We start from the raw sequence: 16,121 nt of genomic DNA, 5'->3' as shown, positions 1-16,121 counted from the left end.
CGGTCGGCGGTGACCGGGGCGTGCGGGTCGTGCGGGCATGGTCGCGTCCGCGTGGGCCGTTGACACGGGTGTTCTCGGACCGGCCGCGCGGTGGGGGAGGCCCGCCGGGGTCCGCGCCGAGGTCACCGAGGTTCCGGTCCACGGTCCGCATTGACCGTTCGTACTGCTCGGTACGTGTGCTTCCTGCCCGGAACCAGCCGGGTCGGGTGCCCCGCGCCCGACGGCGAGGGTGCCTTGCGCCCTCGCCTTACTCGGGCTCGGCGGGTTCCGGGAAGGTGGTCTCCAGGACGCCCCAGGAACGCAGCCGGTCGGCGAACTCCTGTGGGGTGGTGTCGTGCAGCAGGGCAAGTGCGCGCAGGTCGCCATCTCGGATGGAGAGGACGTGGCCCGCGTAGTCGTCGCGCTGCCGTTGGATCTGGGCGACCCACCTGCGCACGAGGGCGGAGGTGTCGGGCGGGGCCTGGGCCAGCTTCTCGAGGTTCAGCACGGTCCTGGGTCGTTGCTCGCGTGGGGGCAGCTGGTCCTCGTTCGGCAGCAGCGCCGAGACCGGTACCCCGTAGAAACCGGCCAGCTCCGAGAGCTGATGCACACTGATCATCCGGTCGCCGCGCTCGTAGGAACCGACCGCGGCGGTCTTCCAACGACCGCGCGACTTCTGCTCCACACCTTGCAGGGAAAGACCTTGCTGAATACGGATCGCCCTCAGGCGAGAACCAACGGCCTTCGCGTACTCCCGGCTCACCCGACTCACCCCCAGCCTCGAACGAGCATCCGAACCCTCCGTAACGTCACGATGACCCCTCTCGATCGTCAGGCTTGCCGTCGGAATCGCACGGGATCACTAGGCGCGACAACGTTTGTAACGTTGCCGAAAGAGTCCGTTTACCATATTACCTAGATCGAAATACGCTAGGTATCGATCTTGCGTTCAATACCGGACAAACCGCCGTCAAAGGTGACACTGCTGACTACCGGTTGCCATCGGTGTGCCCCCTCGTTGGCGAGTGGTGGCTCCCCCGTGGCTCGCGAGCGGATCAGGGGAAACCCCGCTGGGCTGGCGGCGGCGACTGCCTCCGTCACTGCTTGTGCACTGCTCGTGTCGATGCCCGCGAATCGCTCCGCGTAACCCCCCGTCACGCGCAGCTATCGGCCCCCGTTCACGGGTTCGCGACGGAAGGGGCAGACTGGCGGGGTGCGTGTCTACCTGCCGTCAACGCCGACGGCCGCGCGGGCGGTGCTCGATGAGCGCGCCGTGCCCGCCGGACTGGGGTTCGCGGTCACCCCGGCCGTTCGTGAGTGGTATGCCTGGTCGGACACGGAGGAGATGGAGTACGCGGCGCTGCTCGCCGCCGCCCGCGCCTGCCTCCGTCTCCTCGACGCCGACCCTGCCGCGCCCAGGCGCCGGGTGGTGTTCGCCGTCGACATCGACGAGGCTGGAGTCCGGGTCCGGGATGACCTCGACCGGGGCGTCGTCGAGGTCGTCGCGGCCGTGCCGCTGTCCGGCGTCCGCGCCGTGCACGTGGACGACGACGCCGCCGAGCCCGCCGTGGCCGCCGCCGCCGACGCCATCATGGCGGCCGACCTGGGCAGCGAGGACTCCGCGTTCATCGTGGACAGCGCGGACGGCCACGAGCTGCTCTGGTATGCCACCCAGGAGATCGCCGAGCTGTTCTGATGGTGGGACGCGGGCCCGTCCGGGTTCACCGGACGTTCCGCGCCCGACCCGGACGTCTCGGTCGACCCGCCGCGCGGAGTTCCGGCGTTCAGAGGCGGGTATCGAGCTGAGCTGACCCGGCCCGCGGTCGGCTCAGGTGGCTGACGTGTCGCGACGGGTGGCCGGCGGCTCAGCCGTGCCCCGCGCCGCGCGCCTTGGCGCGGGCCGGCGGCGGGCTGGCCGGGGTCGGCGTTGTCCCAGGTTGACGACGTGGCTGGGCGATGTGTCCGGCCTGTGTCACTCGGCGGGTCGCTGTCTGGTCTGGCGCGGCTGGCACGCTATTGTCCCGTGCCAGACGAGCACGTCTCGGACAACGCGGCGCGGTACCGGAGTCGGTCACCGTGTCGTTCTGCCCGAAGAGGCGATTTTCCTCAACAGGCGGTCACCGCCTCACCTGCGCGCGCCCGCGCGCGGGATGGGACCGGTGGTCGGTCGTCCGTAGCTCCAGGTCCGCCGGCCTGTGACGATCCTGCTTTCGTCGTCGCTAGCCGTGGTCACCGCTGATCGCTGTCCGCGTTCGACCGCCCGCGCCCGGGATCCGCGCGCGGGAGGGAGGCTGGTTCCCGTGCTCTACCTCGCCGGGCAGATCCTGGCGTTCATGCTGGTGGCGCTGGTTCTTGGTGCCGCGCTGGCGTGGGTCTTCCTGATCGGGCCGATCCGGCGGCAGCGGCCGGCGTTCGCCGGCGTGGGCGCCGCCGCGGCGATGCCCGCCTCCGGCCGCGTCCGGGGCCCGGCGGTGCTGGCCGCGACCACCAATGTGTCGGTTCTTGGCGGCGTCGGGCGCGCGCGGACGGCGGAGCCGGACCGGGCCACCCGTGAGCAGGTGCCGACCGCCGACAGGGAACCGGCCAGCCCGGAACTGGCCGGTCATGACCTTGACGATCTTGTTAAGACGGATCTTGTCCCGGCGGAGGCCGAGCTGGCGGACCTCCTGCCGGTGGGCTTCGCGCCTGTCGACGCGGTGCCCCTGGAGGCGGGGCCCCTGGAGCAGGTGGCGGCCGGCCAGGGCGGAAATCGGGCCGGTGAGACCCCTGGCACCGCCGAGGCCGAGATCGCCTTGGGTGAGATCGTCGAGAGCGTCACTGCTGAGGATGAGAGCGCCGGGAGCCGCATCGCCGGGGACGAGAGCGTCCAGGGCGAGGTGGCCGGGGACGAGAGCGCCGCGGGTGAGGTCGCCGAACGCGTCACCGCCCCGGACGATGCCTTCGGCGGTGCCGGCGCGGACGCCGGGCGGGCGGCGCTCGACGAGGACAGGATCGCGGTGCTGACCGTGCGGCTGCGCCGGCAGGAAGAACGCAGCTCAGCCGAGAACGCGGATCTCGCGTCCCGCCTGGCCGCGGCGGAGCTGTGGGCCACGGCGTCGGAAAGCCGGGTGAGCGCGGCGGAGCGGCAGGCGGCGAACGCGGCCGTGCAGGTCGGCGCGGCGCAGGCGCGGATGGCCCAGATCGAGGCGGAGCTGCGCGGCGAGGCCGAGGGGCGTGACGGCCAGGCCGGCCACCTGCAGACGGCGCTCGCCGAGGCGGAGACCCGGGCGGCTCGCTTCTCCGCGCGGCTCGCGACCGTGCGGACGGAGGCCGAGGAGGCCGCCCACCAGACCGCCGCGCTGGCCGAGCGGCTGGAGCGCCGCCAGGCCGAGTGGGCGGCTGAGCGGGCCGGGCTGCTCCGGAGGATCGCCGAGGTGGAGGCACTCGCCGCCAGCTGGGCGGCCGGCGCCACGAGCACCCGGGTGGACACGGCCGACGGGCTGGACCTCCCGACCGGCGCGGCTAGCGTGGACGGCATGGATGGCGTGGACGGCATGGACGATGACGCCCCGGCCGGTGGCGCCCCCGTGCCGGCCGCCCCAGCCGCCCAGGACATGGCTGTCCCGGAGATCCTCGGTGCTGCCGACGAGGCCGCCACTCCCGAGGCATCCCGCGAGGCGGTGGGCGCCGAGGCGGTGGACGCCGAGACGGTGGTCTCGGCGGCTGTCCCAGCGGCCCCCCACCCGGCCGCCTCCGACGCGGCGGCCCCGCTTCCGGCCCCGGCCGCCCAGGCGGCGAAGGTGCCGCCGGCCGCGGCCGGCGGCCGGTCGAGGCCCGAGCCGGCGGAGAAGTTCCCGTCCTGGGGCGGCCTCGCCGAGCCGGTGGTCTCGACCGACAACCTCAAGGAGATCGTCGGTGTCGGCCAGGTGATCGAGGCACGGCTGCGCGGGCTCGGCATCACGTCGTTCCGCCAGCTGGCGACCATGGGGGACACCGACGTCGAGCGCCTCGCGGCGCGGCTCGAGGGGTTCGGCAGCCGGATCGTCTCGGACGACTGGGTCGGCCAGGCCCGCGAGCTGCAGGTCCGCTACCACAACGGGCTGTAGCAGCCGCGGCTACAGCTCGGAGATCAGGCCCTCGATCTCGGCGTCGAGGATGCGCCGGTCGGTGACGTCCACATACAGCCAGAGGTGGCCGCGGTAGCCGTCAGGACTGACCAGGGGCAGGTGGCTGCGCTCGAAGACCCGGCCGTCGGAGAACATCACCGTCTCGCGGCGCAGTGTGCGCCGCCGCCGCAGCAGCGTGTCGAGCCGGTCGGCGAAGCCGGCCGGGTCGTCGACGAGGCCGGTGCGCGGACGCAGCAGGAGGCGGCAGTCGGTGCCGACGAGGTCGACCGGCGCCTCAGCCAGGTCGAACAGGTCGCAGTAGGCCTGGTTCACCCCGACCACCTGGCTGTGCGCGTCGGCGAGTAGTACCGCCGCGGGCAGTTCGGCGAGCAGGCTTGTGAGCCAGCGTTCCCGGTCGCGGCAGGCCGCCTCCGCACGGGTCAGCTCGCCGTAGAGGCATCCGCACTCCGCCGGCGGCAGCCTGTCGGGCCGGCCGCGTCCGCCGTCACCCATGCCGGGCCCGCGTCCGCCGCCCTGTCTGGAGCCGTGGTCGCCGGTGTGACCCTGGCCGCCGTCGCCGCCACCGATCGGGCCGTGGCCCTGGCCGCCGGGCTGGGCGTGCGCTCGGGCGTGATGACGACCGTCGTGGGCGTGCTGATGAGCCGCCACCGGAACCTGATCCTGGGCGTCGTGCCCGCCAGTGGCACGGCCATGCAGCGCGATGGCGGCCCGCCACTCGCCCCCCAGCGTCGGCGCGACCTTGGTCTCCGCGATGCCCGGCCAGCTGTCCCCGCCGTCGGGCGCGGCCGCTCGGCGGCGGTTGCCGTCCCAGGCGAGGTGGTCGTGTCGAGGCCGGCCGGGGCGGCGTTCGCCGGGCGCGGCGATCAGGCCCGTTGACTCCGGGTCGTCTCGTCCAGCCAGGTTGATTGCCTGGTCCCACCAGGTGGAACCGGCCTCGTCGTCGCCGTCGTCCTCGCCGTCCCAGGCAGGCAGGCCGTCGCTCTCCCGGGTGGGCAGGTCGTCCCGGCACTCGGATTCCGGTGTGCCGGTGCCCGCCGTCGCCGGCGACGGCGGCTCCTGCCCGGTCCGTGGCCTCGGCACGGGGACCGGTATCGCCGCCTGGTCGTCGTCCCCGCCCAGGCGGCCGTCGTCCTGCGCCCGGCCCTCGGCACGGCCGCCGCGCTGGCCGTCCGGCCCGGTACCCGAAGCCGGGACGTCCGGGCTCGCGAGCGAGGCGGGGCCGGGCGGAGCCTCGAGCGGAGGTGGCAGGGGCACGGATTCCGCGCCGGCGCGCTGGCCGGGCGTCGGCAGCGACGACGGCAGCGGCGGAAGCGGGGTGAGTGTCCCGATGAACCGCGGGATGCCCGCCTCGCCGTCCGTCGGTACCGCCTGCAGGATCGCCGCCCGGTGCAGCCCGTCGGGGCGCAGCAGCCGCAGCCGGACCCACAGCCCGTCGCCGCCCGACCGGGCCCGTCCCCACTGGTTGGTGACGGCCAGCAGGTCGTGCGGATGGATCGCGCGCTCCCAGCCCCAGCCCATGGCCTCGTCGGGCTCGACGCCAGTCAGCTCGCTCCACTTCGGATTGACGAAGACGTGCCGGCCGACCGCGTCGGTGGCGAAGACCGGCAGCGGGCAGCTCATCGCCATCCGGCGGAACAGATCCCACCCGGTCGTCCCGGCGCGGTCGGCACTGCCAGCGCGGTCGGCACTGCCAGCGCGGTCGGCACTGCCAGCGCTGCCGGCGCCGTCGTTCTCCTCGTCCGCGGCGACGGCGTCGCCGCCGCCCGCGCCCTCGCGGCCGCGAGCCTCGCGGCTCGAGGACCCGTCGGGCGTGGCGTTCCCGCCGTCGGTGCCTTCGCGGACCTCACTGAGGGCAGCCTCGCCGAGCACCCCGTCGCCGCGGCTGCCCTCAGCGGCCCACTCGTCGGACTGGTCGGGCATGGGAACGCCCACAGCTGACACCCCCGGGAGGCATGCCACGGCGGTCCGACAAGGCGGTGGACGTGGGGGAAGGTCCGTCGCCGAACGGCTCGTGACTGAGTGAACGTGGAAGGTTGCTAAACGTCATCAGGTTAGCGCGCGCCGGGTGAAGGTTCCGTCAGGTGCATCGCCGTGGCCTGTCGCCCGCGACGGGTCGGGCCGGCCGGCGCCGGCTTGTCGGGATTGGCTTCTTTGGTGACTCGCCGGCCGCCTCGGTCCGCTGGCGCCCGAGGCGGCGGCGCGGCCTGGATCGCGAACTACAGCCAGGAATCGCCGTGATCTGGGTCATCGACCCGGACCGTCTGACCTGCCCGGTCGTGCGGCCAGGACCCGCATGATGCGGGTCCGCGATCCGCGGGGTCGATGAACATCACGTCTCGTCATCACGGCCGCTGCTCAAGTGATGGCATTCTCACGGAACGCGTCAAGGTGACCATACCCCGCCACCACGGGCCGACCGGGATTGTGCGAATGTTGGTTCCGTGCACCCCCTTCGTCGGGGTTGCCGGGATGTGGCGCCGTTCCTACCCTTCGTAGCGATTGCCCGCTCACGCGAGGTGGTGGCACGTGCGCCCGGATGAGGAGCGGCGGACTCTCGTGGCGGCGGTGCGCGGTGGCCCCCTGAGCGGTGGCCCTCTCAGTGGTGGCCCTCTCCGTGGTGGCTCGCTGAACGGTGGCCTGGCGGGCGGCGGCCCGGGGCCGGGCGGCTGGCTCGACGCGACCTCCCTCGTGGAGGCCGAGGTCCGGGAGCTGGTCCGGCGGCGTTCGCTGGACCCGGTACGCGAGCCGATGGCCGTGCGCCGCCTGGTCGACGACGTCCTGACCGACTATGAGGACCGGGTCCTCACCAGCGACCTGCCGGCCATCACGGACCGGGAGCTGACCGCGCGGCTCGTCTACGACGCCGTCGCTGGTTTCGGCCCGCTGCAGCGCCATCTCGACGACCCCACCGTCGAGGAGATCTGGATCAACGAGCCGGGCCGGGTGTTCATCGCCCGCCACGGCCGCAGCGAGCTCACCAACACGATCCTCACCGCCGACCAGGTGCAGGACCTCGTCGAGCGGATGCTCAAGTCGTCCGGGCGGCGGGTGGATCTGTCGACCCCGTTCGTCGACGCCATGCTGCCGGACGGCTCACGGCTGCACGTCGTCATCCCGGACGTGACCCGTCAGCACTGGTCGGTCAACATCCGCAAGTTCATCCTCTCGGCGTCGAGTCTTGACGAGTTGGTCGCGATGGGCACGCTCCCGCCGGCCGCCGCCGCGTTCCTGGAGGCCTCCGTCGTCGCCGGCCTCAACATCATCGTCGCCGGCGGCACTCAGGCGGGGAAGACGACGATGCTCAACTGCCTGGGCTCCGCGATCCCGGCCAGGGAGCGGGTCGTCAGCTGCGAGGAGGTCTTCGAGCTGCGGCTGCGCTCCCCGGACTGGGTGGCGATGCAGACCCGGCAGGCGAACCTGGAGGGCACCGGGGAGATCCGGCTGCGGCGGCTGATCAAGGAGGCGCTGCGGATGCGCCCCGACCGGCTGCTGGTCGGCGAGGTCCGCCAGGAGGAGGCGCTGGACCTGTTGATCGCGCTGAACTCCGGCCTGCCCGGGATGTGCAGCCTGCACGCGAACTCGGCGCGCGAGGCGGTCACCAAGCTGTGCACGCTGCCGCTGCTGGCCGGCGAGAACGTCAGCCACAACTTCGTGGTGCCCACCGTCGCCGCCAGCGTCGACATCGTCGTCCACCTGGCCAAGGACGTGCATGGGCGGCGGCGCGCCACCGAGATCGTCGCCCTGCCGGGGCGGGCCGAAGGCGACGTCGTCGAGGTCGCGCAGATCTTCCGCGCCTACGGCGACACGCTGATACGCGCCGAGGGCTACCCGCCGCACCCGGACCGGTTCGCCCGCGCCGGCTATGACCTCGCCACCGTGCTCGCCCCGCCGGAGCGCGGCGGCTGGCCCGAGATCGCGGTCGACCGATGACAGAGACACGGGCACGGGCACAGACGCGCCAGCGGATCCAGCGGACAGCCACGGGGGTGGGCTGATGGGAATCTTCGTCGGGCTGCTGTTCGGCCTCGGGCTCTTCCTGATCGTCGGGCCGCGCCGGCAGCGGCGACGGGAGGCGGACGCCGAGGCCAGCTGGCACCGGTCCACCGCCGAGCTGCTCGCCCAGGCGGGGGTGCGCGGCCTTTCCCCGGGCCAGTTCGTCGCCGTGAGCGTCGCGGTCGGTGTGGTCGCCGGCCTCATCGTCTTCGCGTTCACGGCCACCGTCTCGCTCGGCGCCGCGTTCTTCGTGTTCGCCGCGTTCCTGCCGCGCACGCTGGTGGTCCGCCGCCGCCGGTCACGGATGCACGACCTGCGCGCGATGTGGCCGGACGTCGTCGACAACCTCGCCAGCGCCGTGCGCGCCGGGATGTCGCTGCCGGAGGGGCTCGCCGCGGTCGGCCAGCGCGGGCCGGCGCCGTTGCGCGGGGCGTTCACCCGGTTCGGCGAGGAGTACCGGGCGACCGGCTCGTTCAGCACATGCCTGGACAAGCTCGCCGACGAGCTCGCCGATCCGGTGGCCGACCGGATCATCGAGTCGCTGCGGCTGGCCAGGGAGGTCGGCGGCACGGACCTGGGCCGGCTGCTGCGCACGCTGTCCACCTTCCTGCGCGAGGACGCCCGCACCCGCGCCGAGCTGGAGACCCGGCAGGGATGGACGGTCAACGCGGCCAGGCTCGCGCTCGCGGCGCCCTGGGTGGTGCTGCTGCTGCTCGCCACCCGCGGCCAGAACGTCTCCGCCTACGACAGCCCGACGGGGGTCGGGGTGCTGGTCGGCGGCGGGGTCGTCTCGGTGTTCGCCTACCTGGTCATGAAACGGATCGGCCGGCTGCCGGAGGAGGGGCGGGTGCTGCGACGGTGACTCAGGCGACGGTGACTCAGATGACCATGGCCCCGACAACCGTGGCCCAGACAACCATGGCCCCGACAACCATGGCCCGGGCAGCCGTGGCCGGGACGGGGACGCGGCCGGCTGCCGACGGGACGGCGCGACGGAGGTACGACGCGCGGGCGCGACGGGCGGACGCGGGGACGGGCGAGGGGACGGACCAGCGATGAGCCTCGCCGCCACCGGCGCCCTGCTAGGGATGATCGCCGGCACCGGGCTGGTGATCGTGGTCGTCCGCTCGCCGCGGGCACGCCGGATCCGCTATGCCGATCGGGTCGAGCCCTACCTGCGCGACAACCCGGCGCCCTCCCGGCTGCTCGACGAGCGGACCGTCCGCGAGCGGCGCCGGGCCGGCCGCGCGGCACCCACCCCGCTCGCCGCGGTCGAGGCGCTCGCTCGGCCGTTCCTCACGGACGCCGCCCGCCGCCTCGACCGGTTCCTCGGCGGCCGGGCCGGCCTCGCGCGCAGGCTGACCCAGGCCGGCGGGCGCACGTCGGTGGAGGAGTTCCGCGCCCAGCAGGTGATCTGGGCGGTGGTCGGCGGCCTCGTCGGGGCGCTGCTGCTGGTGCTGCGCGCGACCGTCGGGATCGGGCCGCCGCCAGCCGTCGGCGTCGCGCTGATCGTCGCCGGTGTCGCGGGCGGCGTGGTCGCCAGGGAGTGGCGCCTCACCCGGTCTATCGGGGAGCGCGAGGACCGGATGCTCATGGAGTTCCCGACGGTCGCCGAACTGCTCGCGCTCGCGGTCACCGCTGGCGAGTCGCCGGTCGGCGCGCTCGAGCGGGTCGCCCGGCTGACCCACGGCGAGCTCGGCCACGAGCTGCGGCTCGCGCTCGCCGACGCCCGCGCCGGGGCCACCCTGGTGCAGGCCCTGGAGGGGATCGCCAACCGCACCACGCTGACGTCGCTCGCGCGTTTCGTCGACGGGATGGCCGTCGCGATCGAGCGCGGCACCCCGCTGGCGGACGTGCTGCGCGCGCAGGCGGTCGACGTCCGGGAGGCCGGCCGGCGCCAGCTGCTGGAGGCCGGCGGGCGCAAGGAGATCGCGATGATGGTTCCCGTCGTCTTCCTGGTCCTGCCGACGACGGTGATTTTCGCGTTCTATCCGGCGCTCGTGAGTTTCACCTTCTTCGCGCAATGACGCGCTCGTACCAGGCCGGAGCGCCTCCCCGGCGGCGATCTTGGCGAAGTTCTGGGCGGCCGGCCGCCCAGTCGGGGTGCCGGGCGCGGTGCCGCCCGTGAGTCTCGCGCGATGAGGCGCGTGGGCCGCCGCCGGTGCGAGGCGGCGGCCGGGTCGCGGGGCGTCTGAGGGGTCGCTCCGTGGGTGGGGGGTCAGTGGTCAGAGGGGGTCGAGGGGGCCAGGGGTTCTGCTGCGATTAGGCAGGCCCGCGGCCGCGCGAGGCTTCGCCGTCGTCGCGCGTCGCCGGCCAGCCGGACTGGGAGGACGAGATGGCACGGATGGCGACGGCCTTGGTCGTCGGCTACTTCGCGTGGTGGGAGCGGCGGCACGTGGCCGCGGCCCGCCGGGGCGGGGACCGCGGCGACGTGCCGGGCTGGGTGATGGTGACAGTGATGACCGCCGCGCTGGTGGTCGCGATCGCCACCATCGCCACTCCGGCGCTGCAGGACATGTTCACGTCCGCGATCAACAAGGTCACCGGCGTCGGCGGCGACGGTGGCGGTGGCGGTGCCGGCGGCTGAGTGCCGGCGTCCGCGCCGGCTGGCCGCCGCGGTCCGGGCTCCCGCCCGTGTCCGCGTCGGCCAGCCGGTGGGGGCCGAGGGGGATCACCGGGCGGAGCGGCCTCGAGTACCAGGCCCGTCAGCCCAGGACGCCGGGTCGGCGATCGTCGAGTTCGTCATGGTCAGCACGCTGCTGCTGTTCCTCTTTCTGGGGATCATCCAGGTCGGCCTGGTGCTGCACGTCCGCAACACCCTCGCCGCGAACGCCGCGGAGGGTGCGCGGCACGGCGCGAACCTCGGCGTCGACCCGACCGACGGCGGCCCGTACGCGCAGCGACTGATCGCCGGTTCCATCCCGGGCCGGTCCGACACGACCTGCACGGGCGCCCAGATCGACGGCCCGGGAGGCGTGCCGCTGGTCCAGGTGACCTGCGAGGTCCGCGTCCCCCTCAGCCTGCTCCCGTTCGGGGGCGGCGTGACCGTGCACGTCACCGGCCACGCGGTGAAGGAGACCCCATGACGACGCGGCCAGCCGAGGCACAGGAGCCCGCCGCACTGGGCCACCGCCCGCGTCGGGCATACCGGGCCGTCCGCGTGCTCCGGCGGAGGTGGGCGTCCGACCTGGCTGGCCGGCGCGCACGGAACGGGCGGGATGGGCGGAATGAGCGAGCGCGACGGCCGGACGCCGGTTCGGCGATGATCGAGTTCGTCGGGCTCTCGGTTGTGCTGCTGATCCCGTTCGTCTACTTCTTCCTCGCGCTGTTCTCCGTGCAGCGCTCGGCGTTCGCGGTTACGCAAGCGGCGAGGGAGGCGGGCCGGGCCTACTCGACGGCCAACAACGAGGAGGAGGGCCTGACCCGCGCCCAGCTCGCCGCCCAGCTCGCCTTCCAGGACCAGGGGATCGACACCGCCCCCGAGCTCCGGTTCGCGCCTCAGGGCGCCGACTGCGGCGCGTCCGACCCCGGGGACGGCGCCGAGACCCTGGAACCGGGCGCCGTCTTCGTCGTCTGTGTCCGCACCATCGCCCCGCTCCCAGGAGTCAGCGTCCTCGGCTCGGGCCTCGCCGACGTAACCCTCAACGGAGCGTTCACCGTCGTCATCGACCAGTACCGAGCGGACCGGTCTGACGCGCAGCCCTAGCTGGACTTTCGCCGTTCAGCGGATCACGGCGGATCACGCGGTTTCACAGCGTCATGCGGACTGAATGCGGACCGGTGGTGATCGTCAGTCCGCATGCGAACGCCCCGCCGTCCGCTGCCAGCGGGTCGTTCACCCAGGCTGCCTGCCACTCCGCCTCGGCGTAGGCCGAGCCCAGATAGGCGCTGGACAGGATGGCGACGGTCCGGGTGGCGTTCCGCGCCGCGCGGTGCATCTCGTGGACGAAGTGCGACCCAGTGACGAAGTCCCACGCCTGGATCACCGTGGTGTAGCCGGCCTCCTCCAGCTCGTACGCGATCCACTCCGCGTGCTCTTCATCAGGCGGCGCGTAGGAGATGAAGAAGTCGACCTGCTCGTCGGTAGCCGGCTCCGGAGCCTGATCCATCAGACGCTCGCGGCTGCGGCGACCAACCCGACAAGCAGCAGTACCGCGGCAGAACCCGTTCGACGCGCCCCACCCTGTAGTTCCCCCATGACGACATCATCGTCGCCGGCGGAACGCCGTCGGTCACGATCACCGCGGCATACAGGGCGGATACCTGCCCGGCTCGGCTGTTGTCCACGGGCTGGTCGACGATGGCGGCGCCCATGTGGTGCAGCGCGGTCGACAGGGCGAGGTGCCGACCGGCGAACCGTGGGCCGGAGGTCACTGGCCTGCGCCCTCGTCCAGGGCGCGCAGAACACCGGCGTCCAGGGGGAAGGTTTGGGCGTAGGCGCGTACCGCCTGGCCGCGCTCTGACAGCTCGTTGTCGTCAACCACGCCGCCGAAGTTCCAGGTGCCCTCAGGCTCCCGGTCGGTCCCGGGTACCTCGTCACGCTTGGCTGGCCGGTTCGGCAGGCGTGGATGCTGTGCCCATACGGCGCCCCCCAGCGGCGTCGCGGCCCCGTCCTGGCTGGGCTTCGCGGTTCCCGTCCGGGCAGATCAAGAACGGATGGTGCGGGGTCTCAGGGCGGAGGCGTTCGCCGCGACCGTCGCGTAAGGCGTGCGGCTTAGGCCGCGACGTGCAGGGGTGCGTGGAGCGGGGCGTTGTCGAGCTGCATGATCTCGGCGATCGTGGTCGTGACTGGCAGACCGCCATCGGCACGGTCCGGGCGGAACTCGTCGTGGCTGAACGTGCTGACCCAGATCATGTTGTCCGCGACCGAGACGACCATGTTCAGCGCGTCGCCAGGCTGCATCTGCTCGAAGACCCAGTCGAGGGTATCCGTGGGCATCGCGCAGACGAATACCACGTCGCCGAGCGCCGTGGTGCGCCGGGCGGCGAGATTGGTGGCCTGGGCGGGATCACCGAGCGCGGCGGAGAGCCGCTCGGCGACGTGCTGACGCTCCCAGAGGTGCTCGTCCTGGCACACTCGGACGACGACGCCCCGGATCTCCCCCTCGACATGAACGCGCAGGTCGACCAGAAGATCCCGGTCACGTTCCCCCGTCGCGGCGAGGTCCGCCGCCGGCTGGAGAAATTCGCGGATGGCTCCCCGTGCCTCGCGGACGAGATCGGGCTGAGAGAGCTGGACGATGGCCAGCCCCGGGCATCGCGGCGACCAGGCCGCCCAAGTGCCTTCGTCACGGCGGACGATCAGGTCGACAAGCTCAGCCACGTCTGATCGCCTCCAGTGCTTCCTTCGGGGTCAGGCCGACGTCGCCTACGAGATCTTCCGCACTATTACCGGGCCGATCGACGTGACTGACGGATGAAACGCCCACAGGAGCCTGGCCTTCCTGGCGCGGTCAGCCACTGGTGCGAGCCGCCAGTTTTCGGCTTCTCTTCAACGTAGCCCAAGTGGGCGAGCACCCGCAGCAGCTCGCGCGGCTTCATGGCCGGGAACGGATTACTCACTGTGCCCGACCCGCCCGGTCTGCCCACGCCATGAGTGCATGATCCTCTCATGGCGCCAGCCGCGTGCTCCGTCCCGCTCCCCTGTGGACAAGGTCCGTCGGGATCCGCGGCTCCTGCTGTGCCCAAGCGCCCCGGGCTACCAGGCGATGGGGAGACGCTCGGGGTAGCGCCAGATGGAGCCGGTGTGCCAGGGGACCTCCTCGCCGGGTACCGCCAGGCGCAGGCCCGGGAAGCGGGCCAGCAGGGTCTCGAAGGCGATGCGTAGCTCCATCCGGGCGAGGGCGGCGCCGGCGCAGTAATGGGTGCCGTGGCCAAAGGTCATGTGTGTCGGGTGCCGACGTTCGAGGTCCAGTTCGTCCGGGCTCGGGAACATCCGGGGGTCGCGGTTGGCGGCGAGGTAGGAGACGTGGACGACGTCGCCCGCGCGAATGGTCACGCCGCCAAGTTCGACGTCCTCGGTGGCGACGCGGGCGATGCCAACGCCCTGGCGGAACGGGATGAACCGCAGCAGCTCCTCCAACGCCGGCTCCAGGAGAGCGGGGCGTGATCGCAGCAGCGCGAGCTGCTCGGGGTGGGTGAGCAGCGTGTAGAGGATGTTGCTGAGCTGGTAGGTGCTCGTGTCATGGCCGGTGATCGTGAGGACCATGGCCAGGACCGCCAGTTCGGTGAGGCCCAGGAGCTCGTCGCCGTCCCGGGCGGCGGCGAGCGTACTGATCAGATCGTCGCCCGGCCGCTCGCGGCGCTTCGCGGCGAGGTCGAGGAAGTAGGTGCGCAGGTCGGCCTTCGCGTCCCGCGTCGACCGGGCCCCTCCGTCGGTGGACATGAGCGCGACCGCCAGTTGCCGGATCCGCGGCCGGTCGGCCTCGGGGATCGCGAGGACCTCGCAGATCGCGGCCATCGGCAGCCGTGCGGCGAACAGTTGGGTGAAGTCGGCGGGGGCCCCGTGGGCGGCGATGCCGTCGACGAGCCGGTCCACGATCGTGTGGATCTTCGGGGTCATACGCTCGACCTGGGCCGCCGCGAATCCGTGGGCGACCAGCCGTCGCAGCCGAGTGTGCGCCGGGGGATCCATCAGGTTGATCGCCTCGGTCTGGGCGATTGGTTCAGGCGTCATCCTGGGCAGATCGCGACCGATACCGGCGGCGCGGCTGAACCGCTGGTCGCTGACGACAGCGCGGACGTCGTCGTAGCGCGTCACCAGCCATGCCCAGCCTTCGCCATAGGGCATGGTGATGCGTGCGATGGGGGCCTCCTCGCGCAGCCGCCGCAACAACGGGTCGAACTCCAGCGCGGTCGGGTGGTTGAACGGGCAGTGCACAACGCGCCGGTCGGTCGCTTTCGTGGTCTCGATCGTCATGGCGTCTCGCTCTCCGCGGCTGTGGTACGGGATATCAGGGCAGGGGCCTGGCCGGCGGGGACGGCCCAGGTACCGAGGCAGCTTTCGGCCGTGATCCCGGGGCCAAATCCGGCGATCACGCCCGTGGCGCCGCGCTCGAGCGAGTTGTCCTCGAACATGCGGCGTAGCGCGTCGAGCACCACGGCGCTCGCGATGTTGCCGTACTCGGTGAGGGTCGCCCTGCTGTGGCGGAAGAACGACGAGTCCACCCCCAGGATGTCGCGCAGATCGTCCAGAATGCGTGGCCCGCCGGCGTGGATGACGTAGAAGTCGAGGGCGCCGGCATCCCAGCCGTGGCTGTCCGCGAGCGTGCGCAGCGCGGGCGCGAGCATCGCCATCGTCGTCGGGACCCGCTTGTCGAGCCGGAAATGGAAGCCGGTTGCCTTGACCGAGTAGGAGATCCAGTGCTCGGTGTCCGGCACCAGATACGAGCCGTTGCGTTCGAGCCGCACGCCATGCCCCCCGCGTCCGCGAACGACGGCGGCGCCTACCGCGTCGCCAAACAGCCCGTTGGACAGCAGCGACCCCACATCGCTGTCGGACGGCTGGTAGAGCAGTGAACAGAACTCGCAGGCGACGATAAGTACGTTGGTCCCTGGGTAGGCATTACAGAAGTCCGCAGCCCGGTTGATCGCGGCGCCGCCCGCGGCGCAGCCGAGCTGGGCGATCGGGATTTGCCTGGTGTCGTTCCGGAACCCCATGTTGTTGATCATCCATGCTGTCATCGACGGCATCAGGAAACCCGTGCAGGAGACGAAGATGATGGCATCGATGTCCTGGGCGCGCAGGTCGCCGGCCGCGGCCAGCGCGGCGAGCGTGACCTCTGGCACTCGCCGCCTGGCTTCCTCCTCGTAGATGAGGTTGCGTACTTCGACACCGGGATGGCGCAATGTCTGGGCGAGCGGGCGCACCAGATGGCGCTTGCGTACGCCCGTATTCTCGATGAGCTGAAGCACGAGATCCAGTCGCGGATGGTCCGCATGCAGCCGACACGCCAGGTCCAGCGTCTCGCCCATCGTGATCGTATGTTCCGGCACCATAACGGCCGGACGGCAGAGAATCGGCATACGACGGACGCCTCCTCC

The 16,121-nt window shown here is 72.3% G+C and carries 14 protein-coding genes; 8 read left to right on the top strand and 6 right to left on the bottom strand.

Annotated elements, in window-relative coordinates; genetic code table 11:
• Nucleotides 1-247: 247 nt before the first annotated feature.
• Nucleotides 248-742 carry a transcriptional regulator gene (locus tag BCD48_RS22295; RefSeq protein WP_071050335.1) on the bottom strand — a complete coding sequence of 165 codons (495 nt, stop codon included), beginning with the start codon at nt 740-742 and terminating at the stop codon, nt 248-250.
• A gap of 450 nt (nt 743-1,192) precedes the next feature.
• Here BCD48_RS22295 and BCD48_RS22290 point away from each other — a divergent pair, with 450 nt between their 5' ends.
• Both BCD48_RS22290 and BCD48_RS22285 read left to right on the top strand, forming a co-directional pair.
• Nucleotides 1,193-1,675: a DUF6912 family protein gene (locus BCD48_RS22290; protein WP_071050334.1), complete on the top strand. Its 483-nt coding sequence runs from the start codon at nt 1,193-1,195 to the stop codon at nt 1,673-1,675.
• Nucleotides 1,676-2,279: 604 nt separating this feature from the next.
• Nucleotides 2,280-4,064: a helix-hairpin-helix domain-containing protein gene (locus BCD48_RS22285; RefSeq protein ID WP_071050333.1), complete on the top strand. Its 1,785-nt coding sequence runs from the start codon at nt 2,280-2,282 to the stop codon at nt 4,062-4,064.
• 9 nt (nt 4,065-4,073) lie between these two features.
• Here the strand turns inward: BCD48_RS22285 and BCD48_RS22280 are convergent, their stop codons facing one another.
• A complete protein-coding gene (locus BCD48_RS22280; protein ID WP_241841915.1) occupies nt 4,074-6,017 on the bottom strand; it encodes a PAS domain-containing protein in 1,944 nt (647 codons plus the stop codon).
• 594 nt (nt 6,018-6,611) lie between these two features.
• Here BCD48_RS22280 and BCD48_RS22275 point away from each other — a divergent pair.
• The 6 genes from BCD48_RS22275 (at nt 6,612) to BCD48_RS22245 (ending at nt 11,784) form a co-directional block, all read left to right on the top strand.
• Entirely contained in the window at nt 6,612-8,015 is a 1,404-nt protein-coding gene (locus BCD48_RS22275; protein WP_241841914.1) for a TadA family conjugal transfer-associated ATPase, read from the top strand.
• A gap of 64 nt (nt 8,016-8,079) precedes the next feature.
• Entirely contained in the window at nt 8,080-8,940 is an 861-nt protein-coding gene (locus BCD48_RS22270; RefSeq protein WP_071050332.1) for a type II secretion system F family protein, read from the top strand.
• 193 nt (nt 8,941-9,133) lie between these two features.
• A complete protein-coding gene (locus BCD48_RS22260; RefSeq protein WP_071050330.1) occupies nt 9,134-10,105 on the top strand; it encodes a type II secretion system F family protein in 972 nt (323 codons plus the stop codon).
• A gap of 317 nt (nt 10,106-10,422) precedes the next feature.
• The gene (locus BCD48_RS22255) at nt 10,423-10,665 is read left to right on the top strand and encodes a hypothetical protein (RefSeq protein WP_491677163.1); all 243 of its coding nucleotides are present in this window, start codon (nt 10,423-10,425) and stop codon (nt 10,663-10,665) included.
• Nucleotides 10,652-11,164, top strand: a complete 513-nt coding sequence (locus tag BCD48_RS22250) for a TadE/TadG family type IV pilus assembly protein (RefSeq protein WP_397428680.1) — start codon at nt 10,652-10,654, stop codon at nt 11,162-11,164. Before BCD48_RS22255 ends, BCD48_RS22250 begins: the two co-directional genes overlap by 14 nt.
• A gap of 176 nt (nt 11,165-11,340) precedes the next feature.
• Entirely contained in the window at nt 11,341-11,784 is a 444-nt protein-coding gene (locus tag BCD48_RS22245) for a hypothetical protein (RefSeq protein WP_071050359.1), read from the top strand.
• 43 nt (nt 11,785-11,827) lie between these two features.
• Here BCD48_RS22245 and BCD48_RS22240 read toward each other — a convergent pair whose 3' ends face one another.
• The 4 genes from BCD48_RS22240 to BCD48_RS22220 form a co-directional block, all read right to left on the bottom strand.
• On the bottom strand, nt 11,828-12,187 hold the full coding sequence (locus tag BCD48_RS22240; RefSeq protein ID WP_071050328.1) for a toll/interleukin-1 receptor domain-containing protein: 360 nt from the start codon (nt 12,185-12,187) through the stop codon (nt 11,828-11,830).
• A gap of 605 nt (nt 12,188-12,792) precedes the next feature.
• Nucleotides 12,793-13,401 carry a hypothetical protein gene (locus tag BCD48_RS50785; protein WP_131804088.1) on the bottom strand — a complete coding sequence of 203 codons (609 nt, stop codon included), beginning with the start codon at nt 13,399-13,401 and terminating at the stop codon, nt 12,793-12,795.
• Nucleotides 13,402-13,776: 375 nt separating this feature from the next.
• Nucleotides 13,777-14,997 carry a cytochrome P450 gene (locus BCD48_RS22225; protein ID WP_071050325.1) on the bottom strand — a complete coding sequence of 407 codons (1,221 nt, stop codon included), beginning with the start codon at nt 14,995-14,997 and terminating at the stop codon, nt 13,777-13,779.
• Complete coding sequence (locus BCD48_RS22220) at nt 14,994-16,103, bottom strand: type III polyketide synthase (protein WP_071050324.1); 1,110 nt, start codon at nt 16,101-16,103, stop codon at nt 14,994-14,996. The genes BCD48_RS22225 and BCD48_RS22220 overlap by 4 nt, the downstream gene beginning before the upstream one ends.
• Nucleotides 16,104-16,121 lie beyond the last annotated feature (18 nt).

The sequence above is a fragment of the Pseudofrankia coriaricola genome (assembly GCF_001854805.1).
Classification (GTDB): Bacteria; Actinomycetota; Actinomycetes; order Frankiales; family Frankiaceae; genus Pseudofrankia.
Note: the sequence above shows the minus strand (reverse complement) of the source record. Positions and strands in the feature narration are given on the sequence as shown.